Below are 15,492 nucleotides of genomic sequence, written 5' to 3' on the forward strand. Positions count from 1 at the left end.
TTAAAGACCCCTGGTCCAGCGAAACGTTTTTCCTGCTCCGGTTAAGCCATAATTGCTACGCCATAAAGGAGTATCGCTGATGTATATAGCAAAGCGGCCGTTCCGTTCTTTCAGCTCTCCAATCCTGAACTGGCCTGCCAAACGAACACCCAGGTCCCTAACAGCGGCGAAATAGCCTTTATGGGTGGGTCCCGAAAGGATGCCGGGATACAGGAGCACCAAATCCGGCAATCGCCCCTCAAAGCGACAGAGACTGTAGTCGATCGCCTGCTTTAATGCCGCGGTATAGTCGCCGACAGAGACGTCCGACCGGGTTTCAAAAGCTTTCACTTCCAGACCCAGCATGACGTTTTCTACGATGAATCTAGGCTTTAGTAGCGCATCTATCCGGAGCTTCTGGCCGAGAAGATGCCACCCAGTTACTTCGGGCCGGATGTCGAAATAAGGAACTAGTTTTCGGAAGAGCACTGCTTTAAAAGTTGCTTCGTTCTGGATCTCCAAGGCCTCATTACCTCGCTATCACTAAGCTGCTATGCGGCTCTTTGATCTGCCACAAATGGAAGCAGTTTTTGTGGACATTCACATATTCCGTCTTAGGCGGCAGTAGCATCGCCATGGTTACATTGTCAGGCACCAGCAGATACCGGGCTTCCTTTATCTCGTCCCAGGTCGGATACCGGTCCGGGTGGCTGATGCTGAGGTGCCAGCCGGCATCCGATCGGCCCACGATCACCGTACACCCGCCCAGCCGGAAAGCCCGGGCACCAGGCTCAAGCTGTGCTTGAAGCCAGGCGGGAATGGGGACCTCGGTTAAACTATTCATGCTACCATCACCACCTTCCCGGTGAGCTCCTGGATCTCGCGCTTAAACCGATCCGCATCGCTGTTGCCGTCGCTCAGATGCAAGAGCCAGATTTCCTGCACCAGGCTGAGGTCGTTGGCCGCAAAAAAGTCCTTAACGTTGTTCAGGCTGAAGTGTGAGCGGAGAATTCTGTTTTTTAGCTCAGCCGGAACCGCCCCCGCCTCAATGTTTTGGCGCAGGATGTCTATGGCATAGTTGCATTCGACCATAATATGGGTCAGACCCTTAAACCGGTACCGGATATAATACGTATCCGTGGCGTACAGCAGCTTTTCGCCAGCCCGGTTTGCGAGCAGAAAACCTAAGGGCTCTGCCGCATCGTGCTGGGTCTCGAAGGGCAGGACCGTCCAGCTCCCGATCTGGAACTGCCGCCTTGCTTCTATTACCTTCACCCGGTGGCTGTCCAAGCCCAGGGCCTCCTGCGTGCCTTTGCTCATGTAGCAGTCCACGCCGGCCCGGAGCATCTCGCGTACCGCTTTGGCGTGATCCTGGTGCTCGTGGCTGACCAAGCAACCACCTAGGTCCTGCACCCGGAACCCGAGCCACTTTTGAATTTCCCTGAACTTTACGCCGCACTCCAGGAGGAGCGGGGTGCTACCGTCTGTAACCCGGTAGCAGTTACCCCAGCTCCCGGAGGCCAGAACCGAAATCTCTATCAAAACGCCGGACCCCTCTGCTCAAGGTTTAACTGCTCCTGCTGTTCCACCGCCGCACTACCGGCAGGCTCCGGTTCAACGTCAATAACCTCACCGTTGGCCTCATTGGCTATCTCCTCGGCAACCTCGGCCTCCACATCGCCGTTTCTTTCACTGGTCAGGGCCGCCACCATATCGGTCGAGAGGATTCCGTAGTGAGACAGCAGTTTTCTGATGACCGTCTTCATGGCCATCTCTTCAAAGTTGCTCTGCCAGGCAGACCCGGGGCTGCCGAAGCTCTTGCTGTACCTTTTTGCGTGGCTCAGGACCTCATCATGGGTCATGTAGACGGTCTTCCTGAAGCCATTAAGTAGCTCCATGTAGGCGAAGTACCCTTGAGGCTTCTGGCTGGTCGGCTCGCCGGAGAACCGGACCTCGCCGGTCAGGATGTCGCGCTCCACCTTGACCCCTTCGTAGATAACCCCGGCGTTGAGGCACCGGTACTGCCCGGTCCTCATGGCCAGCTGGATGTAGCCCTTATAGCCGATCTGGAACTGAGGCACCGCCTGGCCCTTACTCTTGTAGGGCACGATGTACGCGAACCCCAATTGCTTATTGATGGGCAATTTGAGGGTTGCGGCCTTCAAGGCTTCCATGATGACCTGCGCCGGCTCGCACTCCTGGAGGTATTTATCCGAGCCGTAGAGGTCGATGATGCTGGCTATGAAGGCGCCAGCGTTCTCCTTGAGGGCGTTTTCAAACTGAGCCCTGACGCTTTCGGTGCTGAGGACCCTTTTCAATCTCTCCATGGGGCTCCTCTGCAGCTGTACCACTTCTTGTGCCAACTTAGACCGCCTCCTTGTACGCGATACCTTGGTCGTTTACTTCAACCCTCAGCGCTTTATCCGCCTCGCTGACGAACAGCCTTATCTGCTGGCCCCGAGTAGGGAGAAGGCATGTGATGGCTTCGGCGTTGTCGATAAATACAGGCGCATCAAAACCGTAATGCTCCGAAAGGACATTAATGATGTCGAGGCCCACGTTGATTCGCGCGGCATTGTTAAGCCCGCCGCTGTAGGGTACACCCTGATACAGCGTTTCGCAGCACTCCACCACGCCGCCGTTCACCTGGACATCGAAGAGCTTGAACCTCGCCAGCTTGAAGCGACTGTTAATCTTCTCTTCCAGGAGCCGGACCTTGGTACGGATAAACTGCTCGGTCATGTAAAGCTCCTGCTCCAGCCGTTCGTATTCCGCCGCCAGCTTGCGCTCTTCGGCCTTCAGCTCTTCAATTCTGGCCAGCCCGCGGTCCCGGGCATCGATCTGGGCCATGGCCTTTTCCAGCGCTTCCACAGCCGCATCCAGAGTAGCTATGTCCTGTTCGAGCCTGTAAACGGCTTCGGTGTTGCCGGCCTTGATAGCGCTCACCTGCTTTTCGAGCTCGTCCCGGGATTTCTGCAGGGCAATCCACTTTGGATCAGATGAGATATCGAGGGGTTGGCTCAAACGCTCTATCTGCTGCCTGAGCTTGGCAGCCTTGGCCGTAAGGGCGTCTATTGCCTTTTTGAGTTCTTCGCGCTCCTGGCCCAACTTGGCGATCTCCCCGGCCAGGCGCTCGGCTTCGGCTTTTGCGGCTCTGCCCTGTTTATTGATGGCTTCCAGCCGCTCCGCTTTCTGTCGATTGAAATTGGACCGGGCCTCCTCGATCTGCTCCTGGGGCAGTGGTTGGCCGCAGGTGGGGCAGATATCAGGCCCTTCAAAGGCCTCGGCATCAACCCGGTACCATTCTTTCCGAAGCTCGGCCATATCGGCTTCGAGCTTTCTTATGTGCAGGGCGTAGCTATCCGCTTTTTGCTCGTTTTCCATCAGTTTCGCCCGCACTTCCGAGAGCTGCGATTGCAGCGTCTCGTAACTGGCTCTGGTCTGCGCAAGCTCGGACTCAACGGCCTTTGCGACAGTCTGCTTTAGCCGTAGCATTTGGCCCTCGATCTCCCACATTTTGCTTACGGCTTCAGCCGTCGGACCACCGCTCTTTAGCTGGGCCAACTCTTCTTGCTTCTTGGCCCGCTCCGCTTTGGCGCGGGCGATATCATCGGCCAGTGTCCCCTTGGTAGCCGACGTATCCAGTTTGGGCAATCCCTGCTGAACCTCGTCGATGCGGACCGGGATCCGCTCCAATTCCTTGTTAATCTCGGTCCTTCTGGCCATGATTACCTTGCGGTGGTCATCTAGCTTGCGGCCCTGCAGGATTTCCGGCAGTCTAGATAGGCTTTTATCGGAGGCAATGACTTCTTGGTCAGAAATATCGCCACAAACTTCAAGCAGGATTCTGCGGCGCTCCTGCCAGTGAAGCTGTTCGTTAAAGTAGGTGGGGTTGGTTAGAAGTTTAAAGACGGCCTCATCGGCGATCTGGGCTACCCTTGCATCGTATTCGTTCTTCTTAACCGGCACACCGTCGATGTAGTAATCGGTGGTGTGCCCGGTAAACTCGGCAGTGGCAGAACCCCGCTTCTTGGTCCACTTCTCCTTGAAAACCTTCTTCAAGGTGATGGACCTTCCGCCGGCTTCCAGGACTGCTTCAACTTCATGGTCCAGTCCATGGACGGGCTGGCCATCTGGCCCTAGGGTCTTGATCTCAAAATCCTTCCGGTTCTGGCTGTCCTTGTCGAAAAGCAGCCAGAGGAAGGCATCGAAAAGGGTGGTCTTGCCGGTGGCGTTGTCACCGTAGATGTCAACATCATAGCCATCGGCTTCCAAGGTAAAATCTCTGATGCCCTTAAAGTTTCTGAGGGTCAGCCTTATGAGCCTCATCGCCTACCTCCTTCCTTCCAGTACGCGCCGCAGATTCTCTCCCGCCATGACAACATCGATTATCTGCTCTTCTATCTCCGGCCGGATCTCGCGGAAAATCACCCCGGCCATCCAGGAGATATCATCGGAGATATCATCATGGTATACGTTGCACTTAATAAGGGCCCGCTCGATGGCCTCGTACAGCTCGTTATCATTCATAGTCCCAGGCTCCTTCCCATGCGGACTAACTGCCAGAACAGGTACAGTACCGTACCCCCGGCCAGCAGGTTAGTCACCCATGCTATCCTGAGCGCCGCGCGCTCGTCTTCAAGCAGACGGGCGGCAGCCTCAAGGAACCGGTCAAGCGAACTCATTCCGACACCTCCCACCGGTTAAAGACCGCCCCGCACTCTTTACACCCCCACGACCAGAGGCCCCATTCGTGGCCCTCCTGCTGGGTGCAAAGATACCGCCATCTCCGCATGTCGGAACCGCAGTCCGGGCAGGCCTCAAGGACGACCGTGCGCTTGGGCTCGATCCAAACCCAGCCTTCCTCTTCGGAAGTCAGGTATACGCGGAAGGTCCGGGTATCGAGGCGGGTCAGGCCCTCGGACTCCAGAAGGCCGGCGAGGGCCCTCCGCATGGTGACGTGGGAAAACAGGTCGCCCCGCCTGAGCCACATCCGCAGGGTCAGCTCGGCAGTCTGAACTGCCACCCGGCGGCTCTCAAGCGAGACGACTTGACAGCCGCCCTCCGTGGTGGTAACCTGGAGGCGAGGGGTTTGAGCCGCGCTGAATGCGGCTTTTTCTTTTCTCTTTTGGAGAAAGTCAACGACAACAGCACTCATCTAGGCCACCTTCCTCACGTCCCGGTGCCGCACCCACTCGCGGTAAACCGGGCACTCCAGCAAGCAGTCTTCTAATAGGTCGCTCCGGCCCAGCACCCGAGATATGCAGGCCACCACGTCGCATGTCGCCCGCCGTCTCCCGTGCTCGATGTCGCACAGGTAGGACGGCGATATGTGAGCGCGCTGGGCCAGCACGCAGGCGGGTACTTCTGCCCGTTCCCGGATGCGCCGGATCTTCGCTCCTATGTCCAACGGCTTCACCTCCCTTCACAGGTAGCGCAGTTTTATGGACAGGCCTCCGCGCCGCTGGTAACTTATGAGGCGTAACCCACCAGCGGCCCCCAAGTTGCCCTCCGCGGGGCCTGCTACCTACCGCCCCTTAAGCCGACCCCGTATGGTGAGCATGTCATCTGCCAGGTAATTCACCTCTGATACAAGTTGCCCCAAAGCAAGGGCGATAGTTGCCAGGGCACAACGCGGCGATTCGCCAGTATCACCGCTAATATACAAGGCGCACTCCGGCTCACATTTCACATAACTGTAATCAGCGTTGCCGCACGGGTTTTGAACGAGCTTAAACGGGCATACCATACAAATCACCTCCTCCCGGTTGCTCTCTTCTTCCGCTTGGCCTCCCGTTCCCATAGGAGCCTCAAGTTCCGCTCCATCCTCGGCTCATCCGGGGTGGCCAGCCACTCATCCAGGGCCCACTTCGGGATGATGTACTTCCCGCCCTTGCCCTGCCCCCGGCTGGTCACGATCCGCTTTGCCGGGAGCTGGCCCGTGTAGACCATGTCGTACACAGTCCGCTCGGACAGGTTGAGCAGGCGGGCGGTTTCTTTGATTGAGAAAGCAAGCGGAGCCGCTTCTTTTATGTCGGCCATGTTTACCTCTCCTAACGGCAAAAACCGGCACAAATGGGCGCATTAAGCACCATCCGTGCCGGTGGGCTGGGTTTCCCCTCGCTGAACTTTAGCGCACAGCAAATCTTCTAACGGAATGTTGAATTCCTGATAGACTTTCAGCGCAACACGTTTAGAAAGGCCATGTTGTCCGTGGATAATCATAGAATAATTGCTTTTTGAAATCCCTAGTCTCTTGGCCATTTCCGTCTTGCTGATTTGAAGCTGATTCCTGATTTGCTCTAACTTATGCATCCGGTTCACCGCCTCTGAACCCATTATAGTTTAGCCAATCTGAACCTGTCAAGGGGTAAATTTATTTTTCCTGAACCAAATTGTAATTTCAGGTTACCTGAACTATACTTGAAAGTGGGTGGTAATAATGACTTTTGGCGAACGACTAAAAAAGATAAGAACAGAACGTGGTCTGCGTCAGGAAGACATAGGGAAAGTAGTTCACGTAGGAAAATCCACGGTATCACAGTGGGAGAGTAATACCCATGTTCCGGATTTAGAAACCGTGGCTAAAATTGCCGACCACCTCAACATTTCTATAGATTACCTTCTTGGCCGGACGGATAATCCTGTTCCTCCTGTAGACAAAAACCGTTACGAGACCCTTGCCGCCCACCGGCGGGACGACCCTATAGCTGACCTGCCTCCCGAAGCCCAGCGCTCTCTTGAAGAATTCAAGGAGTACATCATCAAGAAATACGGCCAGAAGAAGGAGTGACACCCAGGTGCCGTTTACCCTGCTCAAGCTGGCCGATGCTTATGGCATAAAAGTTGAATATTGGGATTTTCAGCCTCCGCTTGAAGCCGTCTATTGGTTCTCTCCCGGCCTGCCGCCGGTGATCGGCCTGGCAAACTCGCTGTTCGAGAACCGACGCTATTTTCGTTGCGTGCTGGCGGAAGAACTCGGTCACCATTTCACCACGGTTGGCGAGGCTGTGCCAAAAATGTTTTACCGCTACGGGGATCGCCTGGATATAAGCAAAGCTGAGCACCGGGCCATGGTTTGGGCTGCCAAATACCTAATGCCAGCAGACAGGTTGCTTGGAGCACTCAGCTTTGGCATAGTAGAACAATGGGAACTGGCAGACTACTTTGAAGTCACGGAGGATATGGTGAGGTTTAGAATGGGGCTATGGGACATGCGACAAATTTGTTTGGCAGGGTAAGGAGGGCGCCGAATGGGTTTTAAAGAGGACATGCAGAAGCTGTCGGCGCAGATCGCCGAGCGGAAAAACCATGTTGTCAATGAAGAAATGGGCAAGCAGGTCCTGGTTATGCCTTTTATCCAAGCTTTAGGCTTTGATGTCTTTAATCCTCTCGAAGTCAGGCCCGAGTACATAGCTGATTTCGGCAAAAAGAAAGGCGAGAAGGTTGACTACGCCATATTCAAGGATGGAACGCCGGTAATGTTCATAGAAGCAAAGTCCGTTACGGAAAATCTGGAAAACCATGATGCCCAGCTTGCCCGCTATTTTAATGCCACTCCTGAAGTCAGGATTGCTGTTCTTACTAACGGCGTAGTCTACAAGTTCTTTACCGACCTAAATTCAAACAACATTATGGATCAGTCGCCTTTTCTGACTCTTGATATAACTAACTTAACCACTTCGGATATAGAGATATTGGCGAATTTCAGAAAGGACCGATTCGAAACAGAATCGCTAGTCAGATATGCCGAAGAACTAATATACACGTCCAATCTAAATGCAAAACTAAAGGACCTATTTAAGAATCCTCCGGACGATTTCATACGCTTTCTGATAAGAGACTTTAGTGATACAAGGGTAACCAGTAATGTCATCGAGCGTTTCCGACCTATCGTAAAGAAGTCAATTTCTCATGCCATACTTGAGATAGTCAGCCAAGGGCTTTTCCCACAGGAGGTTGCATCCAACGAGGAAGTGGCTCAAACTTCGGATCAAGTAGAAGAAAAAACTACCGAGGACAAAGAGCCAGAAGAAACCGACGCAGGCAGAAAAATAATTACCAGCGAAAAAGAAAGAGCTAGTTTTGATCTAATCAAGAGCATCCTCGAAAAGCATGGCCTAGATACGTCTAGCCTAAATTCCAAAGACACAGTGAATTACTACGGCATCTTTACCAAGAACATCTTTCATTGGTTTATTAGGCTCAATCTGGATAGCGCGAACGAGCACATTATTACCAGGCTGCCTCTGGAAACGGCCCAATCTTTAGCGCCTGGGTTTAAAGTGGAACCGGCTCCTAAAGGTATTGGAGAAAGTAGGGTGTACATAAACTCCTATCATGATCTGGTAAAGCTGGAGGAGCTTATCGTAACAGCCTTTAAAGCAGTTATGCCAGAACAAAGCAAAGAAACCCAGCCATAAACTGTCTCGCGAGGTGACATCATGCCCGGCCACATCAGACCAGTTAAGGGACAGGAGAACGTCTGGAGAGTTGTTGTCGAAGCCGGCATCGATCCAGGAACCGGAAAGCGCCGCCGGGTAGTGAGGATAGTCAGAGGCCGGCTTGCGGAGGCGCAGGCTCTCCTGGGCCGGCTTCTTCAGCAGTACGAAGAACAGCACCTTGAGCCCACCAAGCTGACGGTCGGTGAGTGGGTACGCATTTGGCTTGACGACTACAAAAAGGTAGAGCTGAGGCCAACCACGTGGGAACTCTATGACGGCTACGCCCGAAATCACCTTATTCCCGCCCTGGGCGCGACCCGCCTCGCAGATCTTCGCACGTCCGACATCCAGAAAGCGTATGCTCAGATGTACCAGTCCGGTGTCTCGGCAAGGAGCATCCGCATGGTCCAGCAGGTACTCCACGGCGCCCTTGAGCAGGCCGTAGCCGAGCGAAAAATCCCCTACAACCCATCGGACAAAGTCCGCCTGCCAACTTACGAACCTCAAAAGCGCCGGGCTCTCACACAAGAGGAAGAGGCGGCTTTTATCCAGGCATGCTTTTCGGACCGCCTGGGGCCTGCCTTTCTGGTGGCATTAGGTGCAGGTTTGCGGCGCGGAGAGGTTCTGGCCCTTCGGTGGAGCGACATAGACTGGGAGAATGGTATCCTCCGCGTGGAGCGGGGCCTGACGCACACCACGGAAGCCGGTACGACGATCCAGGGCCCCAAGACCGCGCACTCCAAGCGGCCTGTGCCCGTGCCGGGCACAGTACTGCAGGTACTTGCCTACCACCGGGACAGGATGCAAGCCGAAGAGAACTACCGAGCAAACGGCCTAGTGTTTGTCACCAGAAAACGGACGCCTATCATGCCGCGCAATTTCAACCGCAAGTTCTACCAGCTCCGTGCTAAGGCCGGCATCCCGGAAGATGTTACCCTCCACGGTCTGCGGCATACCTTCGCCACCCGGCTTTTGGAACTCGGCGAGGATACCCACGTTATCCAGTCCATGATGGGGCATACCCGCTCCAGCATTACCCAGGAATACGCTCATGTCACGATGAGGCTCATGCGGGAGGCCGCCCAAAAGATGGACAAGCACCTCTCGGGCACAAATCGGGCACAAAAAAACGGCCCCGGAGAGGGGCCGGAGCCACAAAGCCCTTGATTTTCTTGGTGGGCGATAGTAGATTCGAACTACTGACCCCCTGCTTGTAAGGCAGGAGACCAGGCATTTTGACCATCTCTTGCCGGATCTCGATTCCTGCATCCCTTGAAAATACTAGCTTCCGTGACAGGCTTAGTCAGCTTTGCACTCATTTTGACGGGTTAAGAGGCCACCTCAGGCACAAATCGGGCACACAGACACGATCCCGCCGCGAAGACCCCACCAAAAATTTTTTTAGATCTTTTTCAAAAACCCCTTGACGGCTACGTGTATACGTATATAATTATAGTAGAACGAAGGTTGAGCCCCGGTTGGGCGGAAAGGAGAAAGGTAATGATGCAGGAGAGAGTAAACCAGCTAATCGATAAGTGGCAGATCATTTTATTAACCGATGGACGCTTGATGGTCCAGGGCAAGCCTGGGCCCAAGACTATGGCCGAACTCAAGGCCCTCAAAGAAGAAATCAAGGCCGAGCTTCTGCGCAGGGCTGAGGAGCAAAAGGCCCGGCGCGAGGCTGCTGAGGCCGAGCGGAAGGCTAGGGAAGAGGCCGAGCGGAAAGACATTCTTGAAGGCCGCCGCCCGATAACCGTTTACTGGTATGATGGCGAGGTCCTGAGCGCCTATATGGCCGGCGGAATAGCCGCTGGGTTGCTAGAAGAACTTGGCCTCGCCAAGTACATCGAGGGCTGGGGTTGGAAAGTTAACAAAGAAGTAGTGGAAGCTCTCGGCACCGAATTCACCTATCAGCAGGCCTATGAATTTGCCCGGCCCGCTATCGAGGCCAAGGCTGAGGCTAAGGCCAAAGCCGAGGCCGTGCAGCAGGCCAAGTTCCAAGAGGCCAAGGCGACCGGCAGGCCGGTGGTTCTGGCCCATTGGATGGAGCCCTGCAATGATCCGCGTGAGGAATGCGATCTGGATAGCGTGACCCAATTGGCTATGCCAGATGGCAGCATCCAAATACAACGAACACATACTTGGTGATTGTGGAGGCTGGCGGGGGTGCAACTCCCCCCTCGGTTCCGGAGACACCGCCACACCGTGCGGGGTGCCGCACAGCCCCCACGGTGGCGCGTGAGCGGTGGGGCCACCAGGTGGAGGGGTGCGGCTCAAAGCCTGGTCGCGGGCCAGTGCCCGGGGCCTCCAGTACATAACCTTTAGGAGGGATTGGCATGGAGACATGGAAGCTCGAAGTCCGGCGCGCACCGGACGGGTATCGGGGAGATCTCGACTGCATCGAAATCGTCACCGATAACAATGTCCAAGTTGTTCCTCGACTCTCTCAGGAGCAAACCTGGGATGGGCACGAGGAAGAAACGGTTGTTTGGAACGGCCGTCCGGTCGCCATACTGAAAACCTGGTATGGCGACGGTGGCCGGAGCTACCGGGTAGCAGCACAGGAAATTGAACCGCTGCCTGGGACGGAAATTGTGTGGATGGACTGAAGGGAGGTGAGAAGATGGGCTGCGCAATTTGTGGCAAAGAATTAAACAAAAACGCCACGGCGATCAATTTCGCCGTGGCCAGCAACGGATGGGTCTGCCCCGAGTGCGCCCGCGTGCTGCACCCGTTAAGGTGTAGCATTTGCGGGGCCGATCTCGGAGGGGTAACTGAAGACCCCTCCGAGGTTATCGGGCCAGGCGCGCTCCTGCGCCTGGCCCAGGGAGACCGGTCGGCGCGGCCTGGTGTCGCGTGCGACCGGTGCTGGGATCTGGTGTTTTTTGCTGAATTGCTCGGGCGTATACCCGAGCTGATTCAGCAGAAAGATCTAGTCCTCCAGCGTATTTTGAAGCTGGAGGACTAAGGCCATCACCCCGATGACGGCCCGGCCTGAGGGGAAAGGAGGAAACAATGATGCGGTTCAACTGCAGGCGGGAAAATACTCCCGCCGAGACTGCGCGGACTCTTGTCTGCGCAGGATGCTGGCAGGATAGGCCAGAGTGCCCTGGCCGAACGCCAGCCTGTGAGTTCCGGTTCAAGGAGCTACAGCGGGCAGGCTGGAAAGTTCGCTCGCGGGACGTCGTTGCCCATGCTGGGGCAAGCGCTCGCGGGCACTGGGCAACTTTCCGTGTAGTTATTGTCACCATTACTTCCCCGGACGGGGAAGAGTATACGTTCCACATTTATCCCCGATGACGATCCAGCCCGAGGGGAAGGAGGTATGCAAATTGCTCAGGATAGCGCGCGGGTTGTATGACGATGATGCCGATCTGTCCGTCGGCATCATCAGGATCGAGAAAGAGATCCAACTGCATAGGACTGCCGAGAGGAGTCTAGTCAGGCTTCTCCCTGGAGATTTGTTCATTTGGGTCGATGATGTCACGGAGTATGAATACATCCAGGGGTACTTGGTTCGACAAGGCCCCGATGGGTGCAGATTTATCTACTGCGAATTCGACAAGTACGGAGCGAATTATTCCGTACTTGACCCAGCCGAGGCCGAGCAGAGCATGCAAGCCCTCCTACAGGCGTATATGGAGTTCGAGAAAGAACAAGACGAACTAAACAAGGATCCGACTTATGACCCGCCTAGGTACCTAGTGTCTGGAAGGAGGTGATACCATGCCGGCAAAGACCATTTATATCCGCGAATCCGACCTTGAAATCTTCGACCGCGCCGAAAAGCTCGGTACCGCCGAGAGCCTTTCCGCCGCCATCGCCGAGGCGTTGCGGCGGTACGTGGCGGCGGAGGAGGCGCGGCTGAAGGGAATGGAAGAGATTACCCTGACCGTTGGCACCTGGGGTGGCGGTCAGGGCGAACCCGACACCAAGAAGGTCCGGTTCACCGGGCGGCTCCTGGCCGATGGAAGAACCTACGCCGACCGGGACACTCGGGGAGTGGACTGGGCCATTTACCAGACGAAGAAGGGTCAGATCTTACTCTACCGGGAAACCTGGTCCAGGTGGCAGGGCGAGGAATCTGCTGCCGTCTACCGCGTCTACCCCAGCCTGGGCGAGCTGGCCGATGCCAACCCGGACTTGCCTGGATCGATTTTGGAGCGGGCTAGGGAAGCGCTGGGGCTAAAAACTGTCGAGGAATTGGACGTTTAGAAGGAGGCGGGAGAAAGCCGGGCACGAAAGCCCGGCTTTTTTATTTTTCCCGGAGCCGCCGGGGAGATTTGAACCCCCAACCTGCCGATTACAAGTCGGCGGCTCTACCGTTGAGCTACGGCGGCTCAGTTCTAATCACATGCCATTCTGCCTGCCCCGTCAATCTCCGCAGTGCCTCTGCCTGCTCTTCGGCTATCTTTCTATCCCACCATGCCTTTGAGACTACTCGATAAGGACCGGAGGCTACCCGGATACTGCCCTCATACTCTTCCGGCTTGGTGGAACCTAAAAGAGCCACAGCCAGCACCTCATAACCCATGGCTTCACCCAAGGCGCGGAATTTTTCCTCGGCCTCTCCCGGTGTAACCGCTCGCACTCTGGTTTGGATATACCAGCTCTCACGCTGGCAGGAAGGATAGAAAGGGCAATCAAGCTCGACCGGGCAGGACATGTAAGTCCCTCCTAACCCTTCGGCTGGAGCCACACCGGGTACCAGCGGCCATTACCGACGCAGATATACAGTCCCCGGCCCCTGTACCCGTCTCCGAACCACAGCTCGCCGGCTACGTTTTGCATCTTCGCATTCGGGACAAGTACCACTCCAGCCTTTGGCCTGTCGGCATCCGTAGCAGGAGCAGGAGTTCCAGTATTGTCTCCCGGCTTAGGGGCGGAACCATCTTCTTCCGTAGCCATGAGATCGCTGAGATAATCCCGGACTATGCTTTTCCCGTAGTCCGGGTTGGGTGCCCATTTATCTTTGCCGCCGAGCGCTTCTACAGTTGTTGCCGTGCCCTTAATCCTCTCGAAGTGTCTCGGGTCAGGGGTATTCTTCAGTGGATAACCAGGAGCCCCAGCATAGAGAGCCAAATGATCGCGGTGGGCCTTGACCCCGGTCAGCCAGTCGGGAAATCTTGCGTGATCTTCCCTCGCATCCCCCTTGGGCTTGGTGACTTTGAGGCCGCACGGGTTGTGCATGTCGGGAGTCACCGCGCCGCCGAACTTCCCAAAACCCGTTTCCTTGGCTGCTTGGGCATAGGCCACTTCGGGCCGGACAGGAGAAGCTATGCTCCAGTACAGATTGGCAAGGTTTATGAACTCCTCTGTGGCCCCGCGCTTTTTCGCCCACGCTTTGGCCTGCCCAACAGTAGCCTGCGGGCTGCCGAGGATGGGTGTCCCTACTGGTGCCTGGACGAACGGTATTCCGGCCCACCTGAGAATGCCCTTGGCATCGGCGATGGCGCACTTCTCGCGGAAGTCGCCGGACTTCAACAGCTCGCATTCTTCCTTGTTGGTGTAAAACCCATGCTCAATAAGCACGGCAGGCATGTTGGTTTCCCGGAGGACGTAAAAGTTCTCTTCCTTAACCCCTCTGTCCTTGAGGCCGAGAAGGGGAATGCTTTCGGCCCGGATAGCTTCCGCTATTTTCTCCGCCTGCCCGCCGCGCTTCCAGATGTAGATCTCCCAGCCCCGGACATCATTCCAGGTGGTGCCATAGGCATTGGCGTGAATCGAAACGAACACGTCAGCCTTGGCCTCGTTTGCTATCCTGCGCCGCTCGGCCAAGGACACATCGGCATCAGTAGGAGCAGTAAGCACCACCTTCACGCCGGCCAGCTCAAGGTATTTCTTCAGCCGCTGGGCCACATCCCGGTTGAACTCGTACTCCCGGAGCGTCCCGTCAAAGCTCCTTTTGCCTGCCGTCTCAATGCCGTGGCCAGCATCTATGCACACCAACATAGCCCATCACCTTTTCACTGTTCTTGTTTTTCTTGGGATAACTGCCCCAGCGCATTCTTCAGGGCATCCGGCACCGGTATGCCGCACCGGGAAAGGTTTTCGATGATGCTCAGTCCCTCGTTGGCCAGGTAGAAGAATATGGCCAGGTTGCGGAATACCTGCTGACCCAGCACCTGGTCCAGGTAGTAACCCAGCGCCACGGGAACGAATAGCAGGATTTTCTTGGCAATACCCTTCAAGCCAATGTCAGAGTTTAGCTTCCTCTCGAACCAAGCCGCTGTTACTCCTGTTGCATAGTCTAATATGACGAACACAACCAGGACTTTCAGCGCCAAGTCCCACCCCCCCAGTGCAGTCGAGATGGCGGTACCAAGGACCGCAAAGACGGTTTTGAACCAAACCAGTGCCTGCTCATTCATAAATACCCCTCCCATCAAAAAAGCCGCCTACTTCGGCGGCCTCAAATCATGTTTGGGTTTCCACTTCGGGTCTCGGGCGGCCTCGCGCTCCTGGAGTTCGGCGAGAGCGGCTTCGAGTTTTTCCTCCTTAGTCAGCTCACGTATTACTACAGTAACCGTTTTTTCCTGCCTTTTTTCCTGTACTTCTTTCATTCCACTTTCACCCCTACCCGTTGTACTCCGTGGTGTTCGCTGGAGACTGCAATGCTGTATGCACCAGGCATGGTAAAGGCATAGGCATGGCTTGCCTGCCCGTTTAAAACCGGTTCGGTATAGGCTTGTCCGCCAGCCAATTGGAACACCACTGCTGTATCGGGTGAACTCGGAGGCAAAGTAGCAGTTATTATCACAGTTTCATTTACTGCCGCCGGATTAGGTGCGGCTTCTGCCGTAAGCCGGGCATAAGTCTTGACTCCAATAGGTGTTTTTTTATCATCAAACAGGAGTTCGTATGAGCCCGCTTCCATTATCTCCTGTACCAGCGGGTTACTGTCGTTCAATCTGTATTCCGCGTAATCTTCCGGTGTACCGCCGTACTTCCGAACGGCATTCTGTACTTCTGCCTCAAATGGTGGCCCATCGGGAAGATAAGAGTTGGTGCCACTGTTTGAGGCAATCTTGCCGTCTGATTTGCAGTAGATTATCAGCATGTACTTCCC

At 55.4% G+C, this 15,492-nt stretch carries 27 protein-coding genes and 1 tRNA gene; 10 read left to right on the plus strand and 18 right to left on the minus strand.

What is annotated here, in order from left to right:
- The 12 genes from H5U02_00095 to H5U02_00150 all read right to left on the minus strand — a co-directional run bounded on the left by H5U02_00095 (position 1) and on the right by H5U02_00150 (position 6,294).
- A complete protein-coding gene (locus H5U02_00095) occupies positions 1 to 501 on the minus strand; it encodes a hypothetical protein (GenBank protein ID MBC7340852.1) in 501 nt (166 codons plus the stop codon).
- A 7-nt stretch (positions 502 to 508) separates the two neighbouring features.
- Positions 509 to 823 carry a hypothetical protein gene (locus tag H5U02_00100; protein ID MBC7340853.1) on the minus strand — a complete coding sequence of 105 codons (315 nt, stop codon included), beginning with the start codon at positions 821 to 823 and terminating at the stop codon, positions 509 to 511.
- Positions 820 to 1,521: an MBL fold metallo-hydrolase gene (locus tag H5U02_00105; protein ID MBC7340854.1), complete on the minus strand. Its 702-nt coding sequence runs from the start codon at positions 1,519 to 1,521 to the stop codon at positions 820 to 822. Before H5U02_00105 ends, H5U02_00100 begins: the two co-directional genes overlap by 4 nt.
- Positions 1,518 to 2,306 (minus strand): recombinase RecT, encoded by a 789-nt coding sequence (locus H5U02_00110; GenBank protein ID MBC7340855.1) that lies wholly within the window; start codon positions 2,304 to 2,306, stop codon positions 1,518 to 1,520. The genes H5U02_00105 and H5U02_00110 overlap by 4 nt, the downstream gene beginning before the upstream one ends.
- 37 nt (positions 2,307 to 2,343) lie before the next feature.
- Positions 2,344 to 4,308, minus strand: coding sequence for an AAA family ATPase (locus H5U02_00115; GenBank protein ID MBC7340856.1), 1,965 nt, complete (start codon positions 4,306 to 4,308; stop codon positions 2,344 to 2,346).
- 3 nt (positions 4,309 to 4,311) lie between these two features.
- The gene (locus tag H5U02_00120) at positions 4,312 to 4,509 is read right to left on the minus strand and encodes a hypothetical protein (GenBank protein MBC7340857.1); all 198 of its coding nucleotides are present in this window, start codon (positions 4,507 to 4,509) and stop codon (positions 4,312 to 4,314) included.
- Positions 4,506 to 4,664, minus strand: coding sequence for a hypothetical protein (locus tag H5U02_00125; GenBank protein ID MBC7340858.1), 159 nt, complete (start codon positions 4,662 to 4,664; stop codon positions 4,506 to 4,508). The genes H5U02_00120 and H5U02_00125 overlap by 4 nt, the downstream gene beginning before the upstream one ends.
- On the minus strand, positions 4,661 to 5,137 hold the full coding sequence (locus H5U02_00130) for a hypothetical protein (protein MBC7340859.1): 477 nt from the start codon (positions 5,135 to 5,137) through the stop codon (positions 4,661 to 4,663). The genes H5U02_00125 and H5U02_00130 overlap by 4 nt, the downstream gene beginning before the upstream one ends.
- Positions 5,138 to 5,389, minus strand: coding sequence for a helix-turn-helix transcriptional regulator (locus H5U02_00135; GenBank protein ID MBC7340860.1), 252 nt, complete (start codon positions 5,387 to 5,389; stop codon positions 5,138 to 5,140). It abuts the gene before it with no gap.
- A gap of 117 nt (positions 5,390 to 5,506) precedes the next feature.
- Positions 5,507 to 5,728 (minus strand): hypothetical protein, encoded by a 222-nt coding sequence (locus tag H5U02_00140; GenBank protein ID MBC7340861.1) that lies wholly within the window; start codon positions 5,726 to 5,728, stop codon positions 5,507 to 5,509.
- A gap of 5 nt (positions 5,729 to 5,733) precedes the next feature.
- Positions 5,734 to 6,021, minus strand: coding sequence for a helix-turn-helix domain-containing protein (locus H5U02_00145; protein ID MBC7340862.1), 288 nt, complete (start codon positions 6,019 to 6,021; stop codon positions 5,734 to 5,736).
- A 42-nt stretch (positions 6,022 to 6,063) separates the two neighbouring features.
- Entirely contained in the window at positions 6,064 to 6,294 is a 231-nt protein-coding gene (locus H5U02_00150; GenBank protein ID MBC7340863.1) for a helix-turn-helix transcriptional regulator, read from the minus strand.
- Between the two features lie 127 nt (positions 6,295 to 6,421).
- Between H5U02_00150 and H5U02_00155 the strand changes: the two genes are divergently transcribed.
- From H5U02_00155 to H5U02_00200, 10 genes are all read left to right on the plus strand, one after another.
- Positions 6,422 to 6,772, plus strand: a complete 351-nt coding sequence (locus H5U02_00155) for a helix-turn-helix transcriptional regulator (protein ID MBC7340864.1) — start codon at positions 6,422 to 6,424, stop codon at positions 6,770 to 6,772.
- Positions 6,773 to 6,779: 7 nt separating this feature from the next.
- Positions 6,780 to 7,220: an ImmA/IrrE family metallo-endopeptidase gene (locus H5U02_00160; protein ID MBC7340865.1), complete on the plus strand. Its 441-nt coding sequence runs from the start codon at positions 6,780 to 6,782 to the stop codon at positions 7,218 to 7,220.
- 12 nt (positions 7,221 to 7,232) lie between these two features.
- Positions 7,233 to 8,402 (plus strand): type I restriction enzyme HsdR N-terminal domain-containing protein, encoded by a 1,170-nt coding sequence (locus H5U02_00165; GenBank protein ID MBC7340866.1) that lies wholly within the window; start codon positions 7,233 to 7,235, stop codon positions 8,400 to 8,402.
- 21 nt (positions 8,403 to 8,423) lie between these two features.
- Positions 8,424 to 9,590, plus strand: a complete 1,167-nt coding sequence (locus tag H5U02_00170) for a site-specific integrase (GenBank protein ID MBC7340867.1) — start codon at positions 8,424 to 8,426, stop codon at positions 9,588 to 9,590.
- Between the two features lie 333 nt (positions 9,591 to 9,923).
- Positions 9,924 to 10,571, plus strand: a complete 648-nt coding sequence (locus tag H5U02_00175; protein MBC7340868.1) for a hypothetical protein — start codon at positions 9,924 to 9,926, stop codon at positions 10,569 to 10,571.
- A gap of 188 nt (positions 10,572 to 10,759) precedes the next feature.
- The gene (locus H5U02_00180) at positions 10,760 to 11,032 is read left to right on the plus strand and encodes a hypothetical protein (protein ID MBC7340869.1); all 273 of its coding nucleotides are present in this window, start codon (positions 10,760 to 10,762) and stop codon (positions 11,030 to 11,032) included.
- Positions 11,033 to 11,046: 14 nt separating this feature from the next.
- Entirely contained in the window at positions 11,047 to 11,391 is a 345-nt protein-coding gene (locus tag H5U02_00185) for a hypothetical protein (protein MBC7340870.1), read from the plus strand.
- 47 nt (positions 11,392 to 11,438) lie between these two features.
- Complete coding sequence (locus H5U02_00190) at positions 11,439 to 11,723, plus strand: hypothetical protein (protein MBC7340871.1); 285 nt, start codon at positions 11,439 to 11,441, stop codon at positions 11,721 to 11,723.
- 32 nt (positions 11,724 to 11,755) lie between these two features.
- Positions 11,756 to 12,145 carry a hypothetical protein gene (locus tag H5U02_00195; protein ID MBC7340872.1) on the plus strand — a complete coding sequence of 130 codons (390 nt, stop codon included), beginning with the start codon at positions 11,756 to 11,758 and terminating at the stop codon, positions 12,143 to 12,145.
- 4 nt (positions 12,146 to 12,149) lie between these two features.
- Positions 12,150 to 12,638: an EXLDI protein gene (locus H5U02_00200; GenBank protein MBC7340873.1), complete on the plus strand. Its 489-nt coding sequence runs from the start codon at positions 12,150 to 12,152 to the stop codon at positions 12,636 to 12,638.
- Between the two features lie 53 nt (positions 12,639 to 12,691).
- On the opposite strand, the gene H5U02_00205 is transcribed toward H5U02_00200, so the two are convergent.
- The 6 genes from H5U02_00205 to H5U02_00230 all read right to left on the minus strand — a co-directional run bounded on the left by H5U02_00205 (position 12,692) and on the right by H5U02_00230 (position 15,483).
- Positions 12,692 to 12,763, minus strand: a tRNA-Thr gene (locus tag H5U02_00205).
- A complete protein-coding gene (locus tag H5U02_00210) occupies positions 12,754 to 13,089 on the minus strand; it encodes a hypothetical protein (protein MBC7340874.1) in 336 nt (111 codons plus the stop codon). The genes H5U02_00205 and H5U02_00210 overlap by 10 nt, the downstream gene beginning before the upstream one ends.
- 11 nt (positions 13,090 to 13,100) lie before the next feature.
- Complete coding sequence (locus H5U02_00215) at positions 13,101 to 13,964, minus strand: glucosaminidase domain-containing protein (protein ID MBC7340875.1); 864 nt, start codon at positions 13,962 to 13,964, stop codon at positions 13,101 to 13,103.
- Between the two features lie 425 nt (positions 13,965 to 14,389).
- Entirely contained in the window at positions 14,390 to 14,794 is a 405-nt protein-coding gene (locus H5U02_00220) for a phage holin family protein (protein ID MBC7340876.1), read from the minus strand.
- 27 nt (positions 14,795 to 14,821) lie between these two features.
- Positions 14,822 to 14,986, minus strand: a complete 165-nt coding sequence (locus H5U02_00225; protein MBC7340877.1) for a hypothetical protein — start codon at positions 14,984 to 14,986, stop codon at positions 14,822 to 14,824.
- Positions 14,983 to 15,483: an Ig-like domain repeat protein gene (locus H5U02_00230; GenBank protein ID MBC7340878.1), complete on the minus strand. Its 501-nt coding sequence runs from the start codon at positions 15,481 to 15,483 to the stop codon at positions 14,983 to 14,985. Before H5U02_00230 ends, H5U02_00225 begins: the two co-directional genes overlap by 4 nt.
- Between the last annotated feature and the right edge of the window lie 9 nt (positions 15,484 to 15,492).

The sequence above is a fragment of the Clostridia bacterium genome, assembly GCA_014360065.1.
Lineage (GTDB): Bacteria > Bacillota > DSM-521 > Neomoorellales > JACIYF01 > JACIYF01.